Genomic DNA, 21,411 nt, shown 5'->3' on the forward strand with positions numbered 1-21,411 from the left:
GTGTATAAAATGCAAGATAAAAATTTAGAACAAATTATTCATATGTATATTCAAGATCATGTAGGTATTGAATTTAATGATGATACTGAGATTTTTGAAGAAGGATTAGTTAATTCTTTATTTGCAATCCAATTGATGACTTTTCTTGAAAAGGAATTTGCCATAAAGGTAACTATGGATGACTTAGATATGGATAACTATAAGTCTGTAAATTCTATTGGTAATTTTATAAGAAATAAGCAAATGGTTCGGTAATGGACATGAAACAATACTTAGAGCCATCTCAATATAAAATGTATCAGAATTTTTTGGATTTTGTTTATGAAAATATAGAACCTTACGCTAATAGTTGGGAGATTGAACAGGGCATTCCATCAGACATAATAAAGACTTGTGCTAAAAATGGTTATTTAGGTGGAACACTTCCAGCAGAGTATGGTGGATTAGAATGGGATTATGTAACGTATGGGTTATTTACTGAAGCAATAGCAAGAGGTAGTGTCTCTCTTTCGGGATTATTTAATGTCCATACGATGGTAACAGAAACGATTTTAAAATGGGGAACAGAAAATCAAAAAAATCAGTGGTTACCATTACTTGCATCTGGTAATCAAATAGCTGCATTAGCCCTTACTGAACCTGGAGCAGGATCAGATTTAAATATGATTAAAACGAACTTCGATCAACACGGGGATAAATTAATACTTAATGGAGTGAAGAAGTGGATCACTTTTGGTGCAGCTGCTGATGTGTTTTTGGTATTTGGAAAACTAAATGGTGAACAACCAGTTGCCTGTTTAGTACCAAAAGATAGTGCGGGTGTAAATGTTACTCATATAAGAGACATGCTTGGATTTAAAGCTGCATATTTGGCAGAAATTGAATTCAATAATGTAGAAATACCTTTAGAAAATATCATTGGTAGACCAGGATTTGCTTTTACTTACCTTGCACCGTATGCTTTAGAATTTGGGCGTATTTCAATTGCCTTTGCTGCTCTTGGTGTATTACGTACTTGTTTAGAAATCTGTGGGAATCATGTATTACATAGAAGTGCATTTGGTAACTCTCTAATTGATCATGGCATGATTTCACATATGATTACGGATATGGGAGTAGATTTAGAAGCTTCTATACTCCTTAGTTTAGAAGCTTGTAAGGCCAAAAATGAACATCGAGCTGATGCTACTGAAAAGATTATGATTGCAAAATATTTTGCATCGCGCTCAGGTACAAGGCATTCAACGAATGCTGTACAGATTATGGGAGCACTTGGTTGTAATGATAATTATTCAATATCAAGGTGCTTTAGAGATTCCAAAACAATGGAGATCGTTGAGGGGAGTAATCAGATTCATCAGCTATTACTTGGTAAGGGATTTGCTAAAAAAGCGAAACGTGCCATTGAAAAAATACCTGTAACTAAAGGAGTGATACAACCCGGATGAGTACATGTATACAAAAGCTGTTTGAAGAACAAGTAGTCCGTACGCCAGATGAGGTTGCTGTTATCTTTAAAAAAGAAACATTAACCTATAAGGAATTAAATGAAAAAAGTAACCAATTAGCTCGTCTTTTACGTGAAGGTGGAGTTGGTCCAGATACAGTTGTAGGTATTATGGTAGAGCGATCTATCGAAATGGTTGTCGGAATTTTCGGGATATTGAAAGCGGGCGGAGCATATCTTCCGCTTTCCCCGAATCATCCATCATCACGATTACAATTCATTATAGAAGATAGCGGTGCTAAATTAATACTTACGCAAAAGCAAATCCTACATCGTTTTCAAGATAGTTTGAAGGCTGATATGTTGGCTTTAGATTCGATTTCCTATGAAGGAAAGAGTGAAAATCTAGAGTGTATTAACAAACCCTCTGATCTTGTGTACGTAATATACACTTCCGGTTCAACCGGGAAACCTAAGGGTGTTATGATTGAGCATTCGGCCTTAATAAATCGAATTGAGTGGATGCAAGAGGCTTATCCAATTAGTTCAAAGGATACTATATTACAAAAGACCCCTTATACATTTGATGTATCCGTATGGGAGATGTTCTGGTGGGCCATAGTTGGAGCCAAAGTATGTATTCTTGCGCCGGGGATGGAGAAGTTTCCACAGGCTATTATTGAGACAACTGAAAGTAATGACGTGACAATTATGCATTTTGTACCATCTATGTTAAGTGCATTTTTACACTATCTTGATGTGACAGGTGAAACTAACCGAATAAAATCGTTGAAACAAGTATTTGTTAGTGGTGAGGCACTACTGTCTCAACATGTAAACCGTTTTAATAAGTTGCTAAATTTCTCTAATGGTACACTTCTTACTAATCTGTACGGACCTACTGAAGCAACCATTGATGTGACTGCTTATGATTGTCCGACACATGAGATTACAGAAGGGAGCGTTCCAATAGGGCGACCAATTAAGAATATTGAGATGTTTGTTGTTGATAAATATGGTAATAAACTTCCGGAAGGCCATATAGGAGAATTATGTATCTCAGGTATAGGATTAGCACGTGGATATGTAAATAGGCCGCAATTAACGGCAGAAAAGTTTGTACAATATTCCCTTGATACCCGTATATATAAAACTGGTGACTTAGCTTTAATAAGATCGGATGGGAATATTGAGTTTCATGGAAGAATTGATTTTCAAGTTAAAGTTAATGGGCTTCGTATTGAGTTAGGGGAAATAGAATCGTGTTTAATGTCTTGTGAAGGAGTTTTACAATGTGCGGTAATTGTAAGACAAGAATCAGAGATGGTAGTTAAGTTAATAGCTTTCTATGAGTCAGAAAATGATATTGAGTTAGAAAGGTTAAAAAAATATCTTCGCTTATTTTTACCAGATTATATGATACCTAACCGTTTTGTACGTGTAAATGAAATGCCATTAACGGATAGCGGAAAGATAGATAGAAAAGCACTTGCCTTATTAGGTTCCGATAAATATTCACACCATACCACACTTGTAGGAGGTTCTGTTAATGAGGAAAGCAGTAAAGATTCATAAAGAAGATATTGAAGATGTAATCGCCCTTACATCAGTGCAGGAAGGTATTCTTTATCATTATTTGAAAGAACCCGAAGGAAAGCTATATCATGAAGAACTTCGACTTTGCTTAACTGGAAAAATTAATATTCCAAAGTTTGAAGAGGCGTGGAATTATGTAACGCGGGAAAATGAAATGCTGCGTACAATTTTTCGATGGGAAAAAGTTAAACAACCTGTACAACTTATACTAAAAGAGCATACTCCGAACATTATTTATAGTGATGGCAAAGTATCTAATGATACAGAAAGCTTTGATTTACAAACAGTTCCCTTTTCTATCGAACTGTGCCATTTGAACGAAGGCGAATATGAAATGGTTTTACGTCATCATCATATTTTGTTTGATGGTTGGAGTAATAGTATTATTTTACAAGAGTTTATTAAGGTATATCGAGAGTTAATAAAGGGAGATGTACCATCATCTATAAATAAAAAGAAATTTAAAGAATATATACTATGGCAACAAAAACAAGATAAATCAAAACAAAAGCTTTTTTGGGAACAATATTTAAATGAATTAACTGAACAAATAAATTTATCCAATAAAAATTCTAATCAACTAAAAAAAGCAAAAACATATGTAAAAGAGATAGATAAAGAGCAAAGTGATAGATTTCGAAGTTTTGCAAGTAATCAAGGTGTAACATTGGCTACATTATTCTATACAGCCTGGGGTCTATTATTACAAAGGTACAAAAATTCAGAGGACGTAATATTCGGTACAACAGTATCCGGGCGTTCAATTCCAATGCACGGTCTGAGTGAAATGGTAGGTTTATTTATAAATACACCACCACTTCGTGTAAGTGCTGATGGGAGAATGACTGTTTCAGATCTTTTACAAAGAATTCAAAGTGATGTCCAAAGAAGAACTGAATATGAAACGACTCCAATTGTTGATTTAAACGTGTCATTTGACACTATTATGGTAGTTGAGAATTATCCTCTTGATATAGAACAGCTGAAAGAAATTGATGAAAGTGTAAGAATTTCAGGTTATGAAGTAAATGAAATGACCAACTATGATTTAACCGTCTCAATAGAGTGTTTCGATTCTATTAAACTTGCAATGATGTGGCCTGAAGATCTATTTGATGAATCCATTATTACCAGTATAACTAACCATTTTATACAACTATTAGATTCAATGCTTTTAGATGAAGGACAACCAATACAAACTCTTAAGATGTTAGATGAGGCAGAAGAAAAGTTTTTGCTTCAAGGTGGTCAAAATCAAAGTGCTACATTCCCACACACAACACTTCATCAATTAATTGAGATGCAAGCTGAAAAGCATCCTGAGAGAGTGGCACTTACATTTGAGAATAGTGAGATGACTTATGGAGAATTGAATGAGCGTGCGGATAAAGTGGCATTTGCTCTTCTAAAAGAAGGTGTAACTTTAGATTCGCCAGTAGCTGTAATGTTGGATTACTCATTTAATATGATTATCTCTCTACTTGGTATTTTAAAAGCAGGTGGGGCTTATGTTCCAATTGATCCTGATTATCCGCAGGAACGCATTGATTTTATTCTTCAAGATAGTGGTTCAAATGTAATAATAACCTCAAATTTATTTGAGGATAAAGTTAAATTTGATAGCACAATACTTTTTATTGAAGAACTTAATAAGACACCGATGCAAGATTTCGAGAGAGTAGATGTTGCCCCAAATAATTTAGCATATGTCATTTATACTTCTGGAACAACAGGACGTCCTAAAGGGGTTATGATTGAACATAGTAATGTAATACAACTTGTCATGCATCAACCAAATAGTTTTAAATTCTCTAGTAATGATGTGTGGTTACTATTTCATTCTTTCTGTTTTGATATGTCAGTTTGGGAGATATTTGGATCACTTACTTATGGTGGACGTCTTGTCCTGGCAACAAAAGAAACAATCCGTGATACGTATAAACTTGCTCAGTTGATTGCAGATGAGGGAGTAACGGTATTGAATCAAACTCCATCTGCATTCTATGTTTTTCAACAAGTAGTTGAAGAGATGCCTAAACTTGCTTTTAAAATTAGGTTACTTACATTTGGAGGGGAAATGCTGAAGCCAGGTTTACTGCAAAGTTGGTTTAAGCGTTCACCTAATACGGTCATAGTAAATATGTATGGAATAACTGAGACAACAGTACATGTTACTTATAAGGAAATTGGAGAAAAAGAAATGCACAATAATCTTAGTGCTATAGGCGTGCCTCTTCCTACGTATTCGTGCTATGTATTTGACAAACATATGAATCCTACACCTAAGGGAATGCAAGGGGAACTTTATGTTGGAGGGTATGGAGTTGCGCGGGGATATCTAAATCGTCCTGAACTAAACAGTGAACGTTTTATACAGAATCCTTATAATCCAAGTGAAAGATTATATAGATCAGGAGATTTAGTCCGTATTCTTGAAAATGGCGAAATGGAGTATATAGGTCGTAGTGATCATCAAGTGAAGATACGTGGTTATCGAATTGAAACAGGAGAAATAGAACATCATTTACAACAGCATGCGGATGTGAAGGAAGCGGTAGTTTTATCTATTGCTTTTGGAGAGGAACAAGAACTGTGTGCTTATATACTAACTGATCAAGATATATCTCAAAATGAATTACGTTATTATCTTACTGACAAAATACCTTCGTATATGATACCTATGTATTTTGTACTTTTAAGTGAAATGCCATTAACTACGAATGGAAAAGTTAATCGTCGTGCTTTGCCTAAGCCTACTAAGTTAGTACAACCAAATGATTTACTAGATGAGCTTGAAACAACGGTAGCTGATGTTTGGAAGGAAGTTTTGGGGGTAGAAAAAGTAGGGTTGTATGATAATTTCTTTGATGTTGGAGGGAACTCCTTAAAAATGGTTCGATTGTTCTCTCGTTTACGAAGCAAGTTTGAAAAAGAACTTACAATGCCTATGTTATTCCGATACCCAACGGTTCATGATCAAGCTTCCTACTTTAGAAGTGATAATACTATGGAACACCAACCTGAAGAAGTTAAGAAAGAAAATCTTTTATCTATGAATAAAAATGATGTAGCAGTGGTTGGTATGGCGGTTCGTATGCCAGGCGCTTCTAATCTTAAGCAATTCTGGTCAAATTTAGAACAAGGGATAGAATCCATTCGTACATTTACAGATGAAGAACTTAGTGAGATGGGCATACCAAAAGAAGTGATTCAAAAACCTAATTATATAAAATCTAAAGGGTATTTAGAAGATGTAGATGCATTTGATAATGAATTTTTTGATTACAGTCTAAAAGAAGCTGAAATGATGGATCCACAACTGCGAATACTTCATGAATGCGCATGGGAAGCACTAGAACAAGCAGGTGAGGTTAATTCTTCTCATATGGATACAGGAGTTTATGTTGGAGGATCACCAAATTTCCACTGGCTTCGTTCTATTGCTAGTGAATCTTCTAATACATTAGAAGATTTCCAAGCAATGTTGTTAAACGAAAAAGATTTCTTTGCTACTCGATTGGCTTATAAATTAAATCTAAAAGGACCAGCGATTACAGTACAAACAGCTTGTTCTACCTCCTTAGTTGCTATTCAAAACGCATGGGCAGATCTTATCGATGGACGATGCGACATAGCCTTGGCCGGGGGAGTAAGTATAACTTATCCAACAAAAACAGGATATTTATATGAAGATGGTATGATTTTCTCACCAGATGGTCATTGTCGAGCTTTTGATAAGGATGCTCAAGGAACAGTGGGTGGAAATGGTGCTGGCATTGTAGTACTGAAAAGGTTAGAGGACGCTCTTCGAGATGGAAATTTAATACATGGAGTTATTAAGGGAGCTGCAGTAAACAATGATGGATCCAATAAGGCTGGATTTACAGCGCCAGGGGTTGATGGACAAGCTGCTGTTATAAAATCGGCTCATGAAATAGCTGGCGTTAAGCCTGAAGAAATCTCATATATAGAAACTCATGGTACTGGTACGCAACTAGGTGATCCTATAGAAGTAGAAGCATTGAAGTTAGCTTTTGGTAAGCAAGAACCAGGTAGAGTTTTAATTGGATCAGTGAAGACGAACATTGGACATTTAGATGCTGCAGCAGGAGTTGGAGGATTTATAAAGACGGTCTTAGCTTTGAAAAACAAGAAAATTCCGCCGAGCCTTCATTATAATAACCCAAACCCTAGCATTGATTTTGGAAAAAATCCGTTTCGTGTAAATACGGAACTTATCCCATGGAAAGAAGAAGTAAGAAGAGCGGGTGTTAGTTCGTTTGGGATGGGTGGAACTAATGCACATATAGTGTTAGAGTCTGTTCCTGACAATGCTAAGAATTTTGAAAAACAATCTTGTAACTTATTAACTGTTTCAGCAAAAACAGAGGAATCCTTAGATAAAGCTACTAACGATCTATTATTGCATTTGAAGGAGAATCCAGAGATATCACTATCTGATACAGCTTATACATTACAAAAAGGTCGTCGTGAATTTCCATACAGAACTGCTGTAGTTGCTAATGGAATAGAGGATGCCATAGAAAAACTTGGTGATACGGGACTAGAGAAAACAAACGCAATGGAGAGTAGACCTTTAGCCTTTCTTTTTTCAGGTCAAGGATCACAGTATATCAATATGGGTAGAGATTTATATGAAAATGAACCTGTATTTCGTGAACACGTTGATCAAGGTTTAGCCTTACTCTCAAATTGGTTAGATATAGATATGAAAAATATTTTGTATCCTACAAAGGAGACAGAGGATAAAGCAACTGAACAGTTAAATAGAACTTCAATGACGCAACCTCTACTATTCACTATTGAATATGCATTAGCCAAGCTTCTAATGAATTGGGGAGTTTATCCAAGGGTCATGTTTGGCCATAGTATTGGTGAGTTTGTAGCAGCTTGTTTAGCAGAAGTAATGTCTTATGAAGATGCATTACATTTAGTAATGATTAGAGGGAAGTTAATGAATAGCGTACCAGAAGGCGCTATGCTAAGTGTAAATTTATCTGTTGAAGAATTACAAACCTATATAACAGATGATGTAGATATAGCAGCTGTAAATTCCTCTCAACATTCAGTAATTTCTGGTACTGTACTTTCAATCAATAAGATTGAGGAATTACTTTTAAATCATGGAGTAAAGACAACGCGTCTATTTACTTCGCATGCTTTCCATTCTCGAATGATGGATGAAGTTCTAGATGCATTTGAGCAAGCTGTAGGAAATATAAAACTATCAAGTCCTAAAATACCTTATATATCTAATGTTACAGGTGAAATGATTACAGCAAATCAAGCCACATCACCTTCTTATTGGGCACAGCATCTACGAAGTACTGTTCAATTTTCAAAGGGATTATCTGAAATTTTTCATTTGAAAAATGTAATTTGCCTTGAGATTGGCCCAGGTAATGCATTATCAACTTTTGTATTAAAACATTTAAATAGAAGTAAAGATCAATTGGCTTTAAACATGTTACGTCATCCTCTGGATAAATCAAATGACTTCGAGCATTTATGCAAGCAAATGGGACGGTTATGGATGCAAGGTGGAACTATAAATTGGAATACTTTTAATAACAGTGAGAATAAAAGGTTATTAGATTTACCAACGTATCCTTTCATGAAAAAACGATTTAAAGCTGATCCATTTTTTAATACTCAATCTCAGAGTTTAACTCAGGAAACAAGAGGCCATAATAAACAGGCTAATATTAAAGACTGGTTTTATTTGCCTTCTTGGGAACGCAAAACATTAAAATCTATACAAATAAAGAAAGAACAAAAATATAAATGGCTTATTTTCAATGATCATCTAAATCGATTCAATCGACTGATAGAAAAATTAAAAAGAGAAGGTCATGATGTAATTGAAGTTAAAACAGGTGGTATTTTCTCTGAAAAATCCGACGGTTTATATACGATATGTCCATCTCAAAAAATGCATTATGAAATGCTATTTTCAGAATTAGAACAAAAAGATTTATTACCAAATAAGATTATACATGCTTGGAGCTTTAATCCAGTTAATGAGGTTATTCTCGATCAAGAGAGAATTGAACGATCAATGGATGAAGGATATTATTCGTTACTTTATATTGCACAAGCAATTGGGAAAATTAATTATGAGGGAGCATTACAGTTAAACATTTTTACTGACCGTATGTTTGAAGTTACAGGTACAGAGCTGAACTTAAAGCCAGAGCAAGCTACAATTCTAGGCTTTTCAAAAATATGCAATCTTGAGTTTCAAAATATAAAATGTCGTACCATTGATATGGATACAGATTCTCAACAAATGTTTGAAGAAGCGGGTTTAATGGAGAGTTTTGTGGATTCTACTGATATAGTTGTAGCTTATCGAGGACGTCATCGATGGGCGCAAACGATTATTCAAAGTCCTTTTGAGGAAGAAGATGTAGAAATTGATAGATTACGAGAGGGTGGCGTTTATTTAATTACTGGTGGACTTGGTGGAATTGGATTTGAAATTGCAAAAGATTTAGCTAATAGAGTACAAAATGTCAAACTTATATTGATTGGCCGCTCAGAGTTCCCACCTCGTAATCAATGGGAACAGTACTTAGAAAATAAAGACGAGCGTGTAAGCCGAGTTATTTCTGATTTGTTGACAATGGAGTCTCAAGGTGCAGAATACATGATCCTAAGTTCTGATGTTTCCAATCAAGATGATATGAAACAGGCAATTGATAAGGCTAAATCTCGTTTTGGTTCTATTAATGGCGTAATTCATGCAGCAGGTGTCGCTGATTATCTAGGTATTATGATGAATCGTGAAAAAGAATCTAATAATAAAATTTTAGCTCCGAAAATTAAAGGTACACTAGTACTCGATGCTTTATTAAAAGATGAACCAATTGATTTCTTCGTATTATGTTCATCAATTGGTAATGTGGCGTATCATATGAAATTTGGTCAGAGTGGTTATAATGCAGCGAATGAATTTTTAGATGCATTTGCGTTTTATAAGCGGGCTCATGATGGAGTGTTCACTGTAGCTATTAATTGGCCAGATTGGCAAGAGGTGGGTATGTCACTTAAGTCGGCTGAAATATGGGCAAAGCAATTTAATATGGATATGGAAAGTGTATTACATGATGGTGTAACTGTAGAAGAGGGTTTAAAAGTATTCCGTAGTATCATCAATAGAAATCAACAACAAGTCGTGGTTTCTCCAATAGATTTACATTGGAAACTTTTAAATGGTGCCAACTATTATAATGAACTATTGGAAAAAGGAAGTAAGAATAGATTAAAGCAGAATCGTTTAGATGTTTCCACAACGTATAGACCACCAACTAATGAAATTGAACAACAATTATACGAATTATTAAAAGATATGTTTGGAATCGAAGAAATAGGAATTTACGATAATTTCTTCGATCTAGGAATGAGTTCTTTAGATCTTGTTCGTATTAATGTGAAATTAAAAGAGGCCTTTAAACGAGACTTACCTATAGTTGTTCTTTATGAGCATACGTCAATTAAATCTCTTGCTAAATATTTAAGTAATCAAGAAGTAAATAACAATTTAACAAATAAAAAAGAGTTATTGAAAGCGAAATCGGTTATGAAAAATACATTATCTGCTTTAAAAAGTAGAAAGTAGTAAAGGGAGGGGAACAACATGATTAATAAAGAAGTAGTTCCGTCAAAAGTTGAGTTTTGCTGGGGATTACCTGTTATTCCAACACCACAAACAAAAGAACTTCTAGAGGAATATGTTAATCAAGCTAAAAGAGCTGAGAAGAATAACTTTGACTCGGTATTGGTTTCCATTGCACCAACATCTGTTGATCCAATGATAGCAGCGTCTATGATTGGAATGAATACGGAGTTTGTAAAGATTTTGGTTGCGCAAAATACAAACCAGATGCTTCCTACCGTAACAGCAAAAGCATTGAATACTTTAAATAGTTTAATTGGTAATCGTGCAGATATTAACATTGTAACTGGAAGTGCCTCGCTTGTCCTTGCGCGTGATGGATTACCAGAACCGCACCATGTTCGATATGCTAGGACAAAAGAATATATTGAGCTGTTACAACAATTAAGACGAGGAGTAACTAGCTATAAAGGTGAGTTTTATCAAGTAGAAAATAGTGATATTTATCCAAAGGAAGATCTCTCTCGAAGTGCCCGCTACTTTGTAGCGGGGTCCTCCGAGGAGGCAATGAGAGTAGCTGCAGAGTATGGTGATGCTTATATACTTTATGCAACAGACCGCAAAAGTCTTAGAGAACACTATCAAACAGTTAATAATTACGCTAAGCAATATGGGCGCGAGAAAATTCCAGGTGCTATTTTAGTAGACATCATTGCTCGTGAGACTTCGGAAGAAGCATATAAAGAAGCATATGAATTACTTGAGAGAACACCAGCAGCCTTAAAGCGGATGACTAAGCTATTTTTAGATAATGCAGATTCTGTTGGACTTCGCCGATACAAAGATTTAATTACAAAAGATAGTATGTGGATAGATGATCATCTTTGGGGAGGTCTAAGTTTAGTTAACCCATCTAATTCAATTTCTATTGTTGGTAGCTATGAGGAAGTCATCTCGACGTTAACCGATTTTTGGGAAATAGGGGCAAATTATTTTCTTATTACTTCTCAGATTAGTGAGCATGAAATTGAACGTATTGGTCAAAATGTTGTGCAACCATTTAAAAAGAAAATTGAAAAGTTAATCCAAGTTAACTAAAAGAGGGCTAAAAATATGAAGTTAAACATATGGTTGAAGTTTATCATTTTAATGACTTTAATAGGACTCCCTTATCGACAGGTAGAAGCACAGGAAACGGTACAGTTTAATGAGAAGAAAATACAGAAGCATATAGAAGAACAAATATCTCAAGCGGGTATTCCTGGACTTTCAGTAGTAATTGTAAAAGGAAACGAAACGATTTATAAGAAGAATTATGGCTATGCCAATACAGACAAAAAACGTCAAGTTACGAATGAGACGCTTTTCGAGCTAGGTTCTACTTCAAAAGCTTTTACGGCATTAGCTGTATTGCAGCTAGAAAAAGAAGGGAAAATTAAACTTAGTGATTCTTTAACTAAATATGTTTCATGGTTTGAAATGGAGTATAAAGGAAAACCTTATGAAATTACACTTTATGACTTATTACACCATACTAGTGGAATACCGGAAAAGGCCATTGGATATATTCCTATAACCAATGGCAAAGATTCTATTGAGAAAACGATTAGAAATGTTATGCCAATAGGACTAAACCGAGAGCCGGGTAGCAGTTTTGAATATTCTACGGTTAACTACGATCTATTAGGCTTAGTAATCGAGAAGGCAACTAATCAATCATTTGAAAGATATGTTCAAGATCATGTGCTATCAAAGTTGGATTTATTGAGTACATACGCTGGACGTGAGATGGTCCCATTAGATAACATGGCCCAAGGTTACAAGCGTAATTTCTTACAATCATTACCCTATGACGCTCCTAATTATAGGGGGAATACACCGGCTGGATATTTTATTTCAAATATAAATGATATGGAAAGATGGTTAAAATTACAGCTTGGGGTTGAAAAGCCTAGGATGTTTCCGGAGGAATTGATTAACGATTCTCATAAAGCGAATAGAAAGGTTGCCCCAGATAGCAATGGAGCTTCATATGCAGCTGGATGGGAGGTCTATCAAAGTGGTGGAGGGGAAATTTCACATGGTGGAAGTAACCCAAATTATTCATCGTATATTGGTTTCCGTGATGAGGAACAGATAGGGGTCGTAGTATTAGCAAATCTGAATAGTAATTACACTTACTATATCGGTAGCAGTCTTTTAAATATGATGATAGATAAAGAAGTTAAACCGTTACTCTATGATGAATATAAGAAAACGGATCAAATAGGAACAGCCTTATTTGTGATCTCATCTTTGTGTTTACTAACGTTATTGGTCATGTTATTTCATTTAATCAGGGAGATTATTTTTAGAAAAAGAAAGTTTATATTACCAACGGGAAAAACATGGTTACATATGGTATTAGTTGTTGCGATATATGGGCTAATGATTTATGCACTTTATCAACTACCAAATCTCTTGTTTGGAGGGCTTCCGTGGGCATTTATAAAAGTTTGGGCTCCTTCAACTGTTGTACTTGCAATATATGCAATTGCTGGGGTGGGTTTGGCCTATGTTATCCATACATTCTTAAATCTTTGTTTTCCAAGACAAAAGGGAAAGTCGCTTTTGACTTTAATTGTTTTGGGATTAATATCAGGATTTGGTAATGCCTTTCTCATTTTTGTGATTAATGAAACGTTTGTTAGATCAAATAATTTGGAAAATGGCTTGTTGTTTTACTTTGTACTTGGAATCGTTATGTATATCTTTTCACAACGTATTATTAGAACTAGCATTGTATCGTATACAAACGAGCTAGTTTATGAAAAAAGGATGGAATTAACAGATAAGTTGTTACAGACTCCTTATTACAAATTGGAGTTGATTGAGAAGGGCCGAATAGAGGCGACATTAAATAACGATACGGAAGTTATCTCTCGTTCTCTCAATCTATTAGTTACTGCTGGAACAAGTTTATTAACGTTACTATTTTGTTTTCTCTATCTTGGTGTAATGAATATGTATGCCTTTTTACTATCCTTGTGTATCATCTTTATTACTGCAGGGGTATATTCTTTGATCGGACGACAAGCAGATAAAGTTTGGAATGAAACAAGAGATATTCAGAATGTATATTTTCGTTTGATTGGTGATCTAAGGCATGGTTTCAAAGAGCTTAGGCTTCATACTGGAAAACGAAACGATTTTCGAGAAGTTATGAATGAAAGCTGTAATAACTATCGTGTTAAACGAACGATAGGAGATATTAAATTTGCAAATGTGTTTGTTCTGGGAGAACTATTATTCATTTTTGTTATTGGTATTGTAGTTTTCGTATTTCCAGAAATTTTTGTTAATATGCCGAAAGAGACGATAAGTAACTATGTAATCGTTTTTCTGTATATGACAGGTCCAGTTAATGAAATACTGGGCGGTATCCCTCAGCTCGTAAATGTACGTATTTCTTGGCAACGTATTCAACAAATGGTGAAGAGTGTAGATCATATAAAGGCAAATGAGCAAATCGCGACAACAAAAGAGTACTTAGATGTGCCAATTTGTTTGCAGCTACAAAATGTAAGTTATAAGTATAAGAATAAAGATGGAGATTTTACTGGTTTTGGTATTGGTCCAATAGACATGGAGTTTAATTCTGGAGAAATAGTCTTTATTGCTGGTGGTAATGGGAGTGGAAAATCTACTTTATCAAAACTGATTACTGGGTTATATGAACCTAATGAAGGTAACATTTTATTAAATGGAAAAGAAATAGCTCCAGAGGAATTGAATCAATACTATTCAGCTATCCTGAGTGATTTTCATGTTTTTGATAGGCTATATGGAATTAATACAGAAGGAATGAAAGCAGAAATCGATCATTATTTAGAACTTCTCCAACTGAGTGACAAGGTTGGCATTGAGAATGGGCGCTTTACTACTACGCAACTATCAACTGGACAAAAGAAAAGGTTGGCATTGCTGGTTACGTATTTGGAAGATCGACCTATACTTTTATTTGATGAATGGGCAGCGGATCAAGATCCTGGTTATAGACGCTTCTTTTATGAAGAATTGTTACCTCAAATGCGAGCGAAGGGTAAATGTATTATTGCTATTACTCACGACGATCAATATTTTCATTTGGCAGATAAGCTTATAGTGATGGAGATGGGAACTGTGAAAATGAATAAAACAAAGGAGGCATTATCATGAGTAAGGAAATTAAATGTGTTGTTTGGGACTTAGATTGTACAATTTGGGATGGTGTTTTATTAGAGAGTGGTACAGTTACTTTAAAACCTGGAATTTATGAAATTATATGTGAATTAGATCGACGTGGAATACTGCAATCAGTTGCTAGTAAAAATAACTACGAAGATGCAATAGCTAAATTACGGGAATTTGGAATAGAAGAGTATTTTTTATATCCGGAGATTCATTGGAACTCTAAATCTAGTTCCATTGAGAAAATTAGAAAAAATTTAAACATAGGTATTGATACTTTTGCGTTCATTGATGACCAACCTTTTGAATTAGAAGAAGTACAGAGTGTTCATAATGATATTCTGTGTATACATGTAAATGAATATAAGTCGTTATTAGACTTGCCACGACTACAACCAAAAAGAATTACAGAAGATTCACGTCGTCGAAGACTGATGTATTTAGAAAATCTTAAGAGAACGAAGGATGAAGAAGAATATGAAGGCCCAAAAGAAGAATTTTTAGCTTCACTTGGGATGAATTTTGTGATTAGTGAGGCTCGTGAGGAAGATTTGCAGCGTGCAGAGGAGTTAACAGTACGTACGAATCAATTAAATTCGACTGGTATTACCTATGATTATGATGAATTAAACTATTATCGTAATCATCCAGATTATTTATTATTAGTTTGTGAGTTATCAGACAAATATGGCTCCTATGGGAAGATTGGTTTAACACTTGTAAAAAGGACGGAGGAAGCCGACTGCCTAAAACTTCTTCTCATGTCTTGTCGTGTAATGTCCCGTGGCGTTGGTACTATACTCCTCACATATCTAATGGAAAGGACAAAACAGGCAGGTAAACGCTTTTTGGCTGAGTTTCGACAGACTGACCGTAACCGTATGATGTTTGTTACGTACCGATTAGCTGGATTTAAGGAAACTAGCAACGAAAATGGAATATTAATTTTAGAACATAATCTTGAGAATATAAATCCTTATCCTCACTATATTAATATACAATTTCCGGAAACACCAACGGATGTGGATAGAGGGGAAGTGGAAATATGCAACAAACAATTGTAAAGCATTCTCTTACGCATCCACAAAAAAGAGTTTGGTATAATGAACAAATTTATCCAAACACATCTATGTATAACATCGGAGGGATGGTTCTTATTAATGGGGAAATTAATTTTACAATTTTAGAAAAAGCAATTCAATTATTCATTAAGAAAAATGATGGTTTACGTCTACGGATTTTTCAACAACATAGAGAACCCCACCAATATATATCACCATTTGAACCTACACCAATACGTTTAATTGATTTTTCTAATCATCATAATCCAAGTTTAGAAGCTAGAAAATGGGCCCAGGATGAATTTCAAAAACAAATTCCACTTAAAGGAGGCCCTCTGTTTGAATTTGTGCTCTTGAAAATAAGTGATGTAGAAAGCTCCTATTTTGTTAAGTTTCATCATATTATAGCTGATGGTTGGACAATCCAACTTATGACGAGTCAAATTATCGATTTTTACTCTAAGTTAAAGAATGATGAGCATATAAATGATACGGTTGAATCTACTTATCTGTCTTATTTACAAGCAGAGGAGAAATATCTGGAATCCCCTCGATACGTAAAAAATAAGAATTATTGGAATGAGAAATTTATGAATCTGCCAGATTTCTTTTTATCAAAAACATCTCATTCTCTAGAAGGGAAACGAAAGATATTTTTAATTGAAAAAGAAAAATCGGTTGCTCTACAGTCTTTTATACAAAAACATAGAATATCTATGAATACATTATTTTCAACCTTTATGCTTATTTATATTCATAAAATGTATGATCAATCAGACATAATCATTGGATCTCCTGTACTAAATCGTTCCGGTGTACTAGAAAAGAAAATAGTAGGTATGTTTACTAGCACAATGCCGTTACGATTAAATGTGGATGAAGATGAGAGTGTTCTATCTTTCATTAAAAGAGTAAATCATGAAATAAAACAATGTCTATTTCACCAGCGTTATCCTTATAACTTATTGGTAAAAGACTTGCAATTGACTAGTAAAGGATACGATGGTTTATTTCAATATAGTGTGAATTACTATAATACAAAACTTAAAAATACTATTGATGGATTTTCTTTAGAAAACGTGGAGTTTTACAGTGGTTACCAAGCCTATTCATTGCAGTTAGTTATTAAGGAATGGGCAGATGAAGGTTTAGAAATTCAATATGATTATAAAGTCGCGGATTTTGAAGAAGATCAAATCAATTGTATGCATGAAAGGTTTTTAGCTTTAATAGAACAAGTTTTACGTAATGAAGATCAATCGATAAAAGAATTATCTTTGTTATCGGATGATGAGCAAAAGTTTATGTTAGAGAAATTTAACAATACAGCTGTTGTGTATCCGAAAGAAAAAACTATTCAAGAATTATTTGAAGAACAAGTAAAACAGACACCAGAAAAAATAGCAATTCAACATGCTGATAGATCAATGACTTATCTTGAATTAAATAAGAAATCTAATCAGTTAGCAAGAAAGTTACGAGAAAAAGGAGTCAAAAATGGTCAAGTCGTGGGTATACTAGCTAAACATTCACTTGAGATAGTAATTGCAATTTGGGGAGTTATTAAGGCTGGAGGTACATATTTGCCTATAGATCCTTCCTACCCAGAGGACCGAATTCGTTATATTTTGAATGATAGCGGCACAACATTACTTTTAACTGACTATACAAATGAGGGTAATTTAGAATATTTAGGTGAGAAAATTAATATATGTGATCAGAAACTTTATGAAGGAGATAATGCCAATCTAAACCTAGTAAATGCACCAAATGATCCAATATATATAATTTATACCTCTGGAACCACGGGGAATCCTAAAGGAACTGTAATCACTCAATGTGGATTGGTTAACTATATTTCCTGGGCTAAAAAGAACTATATTAGTAGTGAAAATGATGTTTTTGCATTATATTCATCCGTTTCTTTTGATTTAACAGTAACTTCAATATTCACTCCTTTAATAAGTGGTTTATTGTTAGTAATATATCATGATAATGAAGATGAGTTTATTTTGTCAAAAATACTCAAGGAAAATGTAGTAACAGTGTTGAAAGTTACGCCTTCACATTTAGCATTGTTAAATAACTATTCACCCCCAAGAGTTTCATCTCTTCGCAGATTGATTGTGGGTGGAGAGGATTTGAAAACCTCAGTAGCCGAAAAGATATATGATCTTTTTAGCGGTAAAGTTGAAATAATTAATGAATATGGACCAACTGAAACTGTGGTTGGATGTATGATTCATCGTTATGATCCAGATCTAGATCGAAGAGCATCCGTACCAATTGGTACACCAGCTGATAATGTTCAAATATATTTATTGGATAAGAATCTTCAGCCGGTTCCTATTGGTGTAAAAGGAGAAATTTATATATCGGGTGATGGGGTAGCTAAAGGTTATTTAAATCGTCCGGATTTAACAGCGCAACGTTTTTTATCCAATCCATTTATTTCGAGTGAGAAGATGTATCGAAGTGGTGACTTAGCTGTCATGTTGCCAAATGGATTAATTGAGTATCAAGGACGGATGGATTCTCAAGTGAAAGTTAAAGGATATCGTATTGAAATAGGGGAAGTTGAGAATGCACTGTTACAACACAAGTCTGTTAAAGATGTAGTAGTGGTGAATTGGCAAGGTGAGGATAATTCAAATCATCTAGTTGCTTACATTGTTTTGAAAGACAGTGTTCAAAATATAGAAATACGCAGTTTTATTTCGCATATGCTACCAAGTTATATGATTCCTTCATTTTTTATCTATATGGATCAGCTACCGCTTACTATCAATGGAAAGGTAGATCGTCAAGCGTTGCCAGATCCGATGTTAAATAACGGTTCTAATCATACTCATTTAGAAGAAGTAGATGAAGATGTTACTGGAATGGTTAGTGAAGTTCTCAAGGAAATATTACAGACTGATAGAATCGAATTGCATAGTAATTTTTATCATTTAGGTGGAGATTCTATTAAAGCGATCCAAGTGAGCGCTAGATTACAAGAACTGGGATGGAAAGTTAGAGTTAAAGATGTACTAAATTATCCAGTTGTAAGTGAATTGGCAGCAATGTTAGTTAAACAAAAAGATGTTACAGTCTCACAAACATTGGTAACAGGAAAGGTAGAGCCTACTCCTATTATGCGTTGGTTCCTTGATCAACAGTTTAAGAACCCGCATCATTGGAATCAATCGGTATTACTGTCTTTGAAGAAGCCGGTTAAAGAAGAATATGTTAATGAGATGTTAAATACGATCATGCATCATCATGATTTGTTACGGTTAAGGTATGAGGATAAGCAGGATTACTTCTATTATGACGAAGATATGTCCATTGTTGATTCTAAGGTTACCATGTTTGATTTGTCTGAAATTCCAATTGAAATGGCTTTGAATCAGGTTCATATAAAAGGTGAAGAGTTAAAAGGAAGTTTAAATTTGAATGTAGGACCATTATTTAAAGGGGCCTTATTCCAGCTTTCAAATGATCAACAGTTGTTATTATTAACTGCACACCACCTTATTGTTGATGCTGTGTCCTGGCGTATTTTAATTGAAGATGCAAACCGATGTTTGAATAGCTTTTATTTAGGAGAAGTTCCATCGCTACCATTAAAAACTAACTCTTTCCAAGATTGGTCTGAAGCTTTAAATAGTCGAGGAGTTAATTTAGTACGTGCTGAATTAGATTATTGGGAATCCATAGATAACACGCTAGATAATAATTTTCAAATTAATAGAGAAAAAGAAAATAGTACTGTTGAAAGTTGTACTACTCTTACCGTTACATTGAATGCAGATGATACAAGAAAACTATTAACTACTGCAAATGTGCCTTACAATACACAACCAATGGAGTTGTTACTTGCTGTGTTGACAGAAAATTTAGGTAAATACACAAACCAAGATCAAATTAAATTTGAGTTAGAAGGTCATGGTCGAGAGGAATTATTTGAGCATCTTGATATTTCACGTACAGTAGGGTGGTTTACAACGATGTATCCTATTGTATTACAAGTTTCACATAATATTGCTAATCAAATAAAGAGTGTTAAAGAAGAGGTTCGTAAAAGACCTAATAAGGGAATTGGATATGGAATTCTTAAAGAGAAGTTTCCTTCTTGCAAAGATTTAACTCAAAATATAATTCGTTTTAACTATTTAGGAGAGATAGATAATTCTCTCGGGGATGGATGGTTTACTATTGTTGATTATCAAAGTGGCAGTGAACAATCAAAAGATAATCATATTACTGCATTATTGGATATTGTGGCCATGGTTAAGAATAAAAGCTTAGAAATTCATGTGACATTTAGTACAAGTCATTTTCAAAAGAATTTTGTAGAAAATTTATTTTCAGATTATCTAGAACGACTACAGACATATATCCAATCCTGTTGTCAAATGCAAACAAAAGAATTTACTTCATCAGATTTTGAAACCTTAAACCTTAGTGATGAAGAAATTGATAATTTGTTTGATTAAACAACTATTTGATGAAAATTTTATTTAATAAAGGAGAAGTCACTTGAGAAAATTAATTAAAGATTTATCGCCAGGATTGAATAGTAACAAATATTTGGTTTGTGTTCCTTATGCTGGGGGCTATTCGAATTCTTTTTTACCTTTAAAGAATTATTTACCGAAAGATATAAAACTTATTTCATTTGATCCTCCAGGCCATGGTCCTAATCTTTCTCCACTAGTTGATAACATAGATGATCTTGTTAATTTATATTTAATGGAGATGCAACCAATTTTAGAGGGAGAGGTTACATTATTTGGCCATAGCATGGGAGGAATTATAGTTCACCGTATGGCTCAAATTTTAGAAAGTAAGGGCATAAATCCTAAAAATGTTATTATCTCTGCTATGAATCCACCGGAAATAAGAAGAAAAACAAATCATTTAGATGATAAAGACTTTATAGATTATATAAAGTCTTTGGGAGGATTACCGGATGAAGTATTACAACATCAGGAGCTTTTAAACTATATCCTTCCAGTTATTCGATCAGACTTTCGTGCCATTGAGAATTATATAAATGATGACACAACATTGTTGAAAGCGCCCCTATATATTATTAGTGGAACAACAGACTCTAATTATACAGTAAAAGGGGCTAAGAAGTGGGTAGAATGGGGCAATGAGGTTCATTTTCTAACAGTTAATGGTGGTCATATGTTTTTACTACATCAAGCTGACATCGTGGGCGAGTTAATTATGAAAATACTAGATAGGGTAAAATCTGTGAAGTGAAAAAATTAAGAGATGTATCTGAGTAAGAGAAAAGTGCATTTCTATGCTTTATGTGAAACTTCTATCGTTAAAGTAGCAATCTAATTGGTCGTCATTGGGAGTTTTATTACTGAGGAAGAAGACTCCCAATGACGAGTATGATTGTGCCCCCTCATGATAAAACGGATAGGTCTATGGGGAACATAACCACTAAATATGTAGTA

General features: G+C 34.3%; 9 protein-coding genes. All 9 read left to right on the plus strand.

Annotation, left to right across the window (positions count from 1 at the left end):
- The first annotated feature begins 9 nt into the window (after positions 1-9).
- From QCI79_RS28735 to QCI79_RS28775, 9 genes are read left to right on the plus strand one after another with little or no spacing between them, the layout of a single operon-like run.
- Positions 10-255, plus strand: coding sequence for an acyl carrier protein (locus QCI79_RS28735; RefSeq protein WP_001152970.1), 246 nt, complete (start codon positions 10-12; stop codon positions 253-255).
- A complete protein-coding gene (locus QCI79_RS28740) occupies positions 255-1,448 on the plus strand; it encodes an acyl-CoA dehydrogenase family protein (protein WP_016090574.1) in 1,194 nt (397 codons plus the stop codon). Before QCI79_RS28735 ends, QCI79_RS28740 begins: the two co-directional genes overlap by 1 nt.
- Positions 1,445-3,022, plus strand: a complete 1,578-nt coding sequence (gene zmaJ / locus QCI79_RS28745) for a zwittermicin A synthase ZmaJ (protein ID WP_002099041.1) — start codon at positions 1,445-1,447, stop codon at positions 3,020-3,022. The genes QCI79_RS28740 and zmaJ overlap by 4 nt, the downstream gene beginning before the upstream one ends.
- Positions 2,997-10,685, plus strand: a complete 7,689-nt coding sequence (locus tag QCI79_RS28750; RefSeq protein WP_021728621.1) for a hybrid non-ribosomal peptide synthetase/type I polyketide synthase — start codon at positions 2,997-2,999, stop codon at positions 10,683-10,685. Before zmaJ ends, QCI79_RS28750 begins: the two co-directional genes overlap by 26 nt.
- 18 nt (positions 10,686-10,703) lie before the next feature.
- Positions 10,704-11,780 (plus strand): LLM class flavin-dependent oxidoreductase, encoded by a 1,077-nt coding sequence (locus QCI79_RS28755; protein WP_000608549.1) that lies wholly within the window; start codon positions 10,704-10,706, stop codon positions 11,778-11,780.
- 15 nt (positions 11,781-11,795) lie between these two features.
- A complete protein-coding gene (locus QCI79_RS28760; RefSeq protein WP_021728622.1) occupies positions 11,796-14,879 on the plus strand; it encodes a cyclic peptide export ABC transporter in 3,084 nt (1,027 codons plus the stop codon).
- A complete protein-coding gene (locus QCI79_RS28765) occupies positions 14,876-15,955 on the plus strand; it encodes an HAD-IIIC family phosphatase (RefSeq protein WP_000031545.1) in 1,080 nt (359 codons plus the stop codon). The genes QCI79_RS28760 and QCI79_RS28765 overlap by 4 nt, the downstream gene beginning before the upstream one ends.
- Positions 15,937-20,433 (plus strand): non-ribosomal peptide synthetase, encoded by a 4,497-nt coding sequence (locus tag QCI79_RS28770; RefSeq protein WP_021728623.1) that lies wholly within the window; start codon positions 15,937-15,939, stop codon positions 20,431-20,433. Before QCI79_RS28765 ends, QCI79_RS28770 begins: the two co-directional genes overlap by 19 nt.
- Before the next feature lie 43 nt (positions 20,434-20,476).
- Positions 20,477-21,208 carry a thioesterase II family protein gene (locus QCI79_RS28775; RefSeq protein WP_021728624.1) on the plus strand — a complete coding sequence of 244 codons (732 nt, stop codon included), beginning with the start codon at positions 20,477-20,479 and terminating at the stop codon, positions 21,206-21,208.
- Positions 21,209-21,411 lie beyond the last annotated feature (203 nt).

The organism is Bacillus cereus group sp. MG1, from assembly GCF_040460035.1.
In the GTDB taxonomy this organism is placed as follows: domain Bacteria; phylum Bacillota; class Bacilli; order Bacillales; family Bacillaceae_G; genus Bacillus_A; species Bacillus_A cereus.

Excerpts from the sequence above, each read along its gene's own strand:
- QCI79_RS28735 (WP_001152970.1), top strand. The coding sequence starts at position 10 with ATGCAAGATAAAAATTTAGAACAAATTATTCATATGTATATTCAAGAT.
- QCI79_RS28740 (WP_016090574.1), top strand. The coding sequence starts at position 255 with ATGGACATGAAACAATACTTAGAGCCATCTCAATATAAAATGTATCAG.
- zmaJ (WP_002099041.1), top strand. The coding sequence starts at position 1,445 with ATGAGTACATGTATACAAAAGCTGTTTGAAGAACAAGTAGTCCGTACG.
- QCI79_RS28750 (WP_021728621.1), top strand. The coding sequence starts at position 2,997 with ATGAGGAAAGCAGTAAAGATTCATAAAGAAGATATTGAAGATGTAATC.
- QCI79_RS28755 (WP_000608549.1), top strand. The coding sequence starts at position 10,704 with ATGATTAATAAAGAAGTAGTTCCGTCAAAAGTTGAGTTTTGCTGGGGA.
- QCI79_RS28760 (WP_021728622.1), top strand. The coding sequence starts at position 11,796 with ATGAAGTTAAACATATGGTTGAAGTTTATCATTTTAATGACTTTAATA.
- QCI79_RS28765 (WP_000031545.1), top strand. The coding sequence starts at position 14,876 with ATGAGTAAGGAAATTAAATGTGTTGTTTGGGACTTAGATTGTACAATT.
- QCI79_RS28770 (WP_021728623.1), top strand. The coding sequence starts at position 15,937 with ATGCAACAAACAATTGTAAAGCATTCTCTTACGCATCCACAAAAAAGA.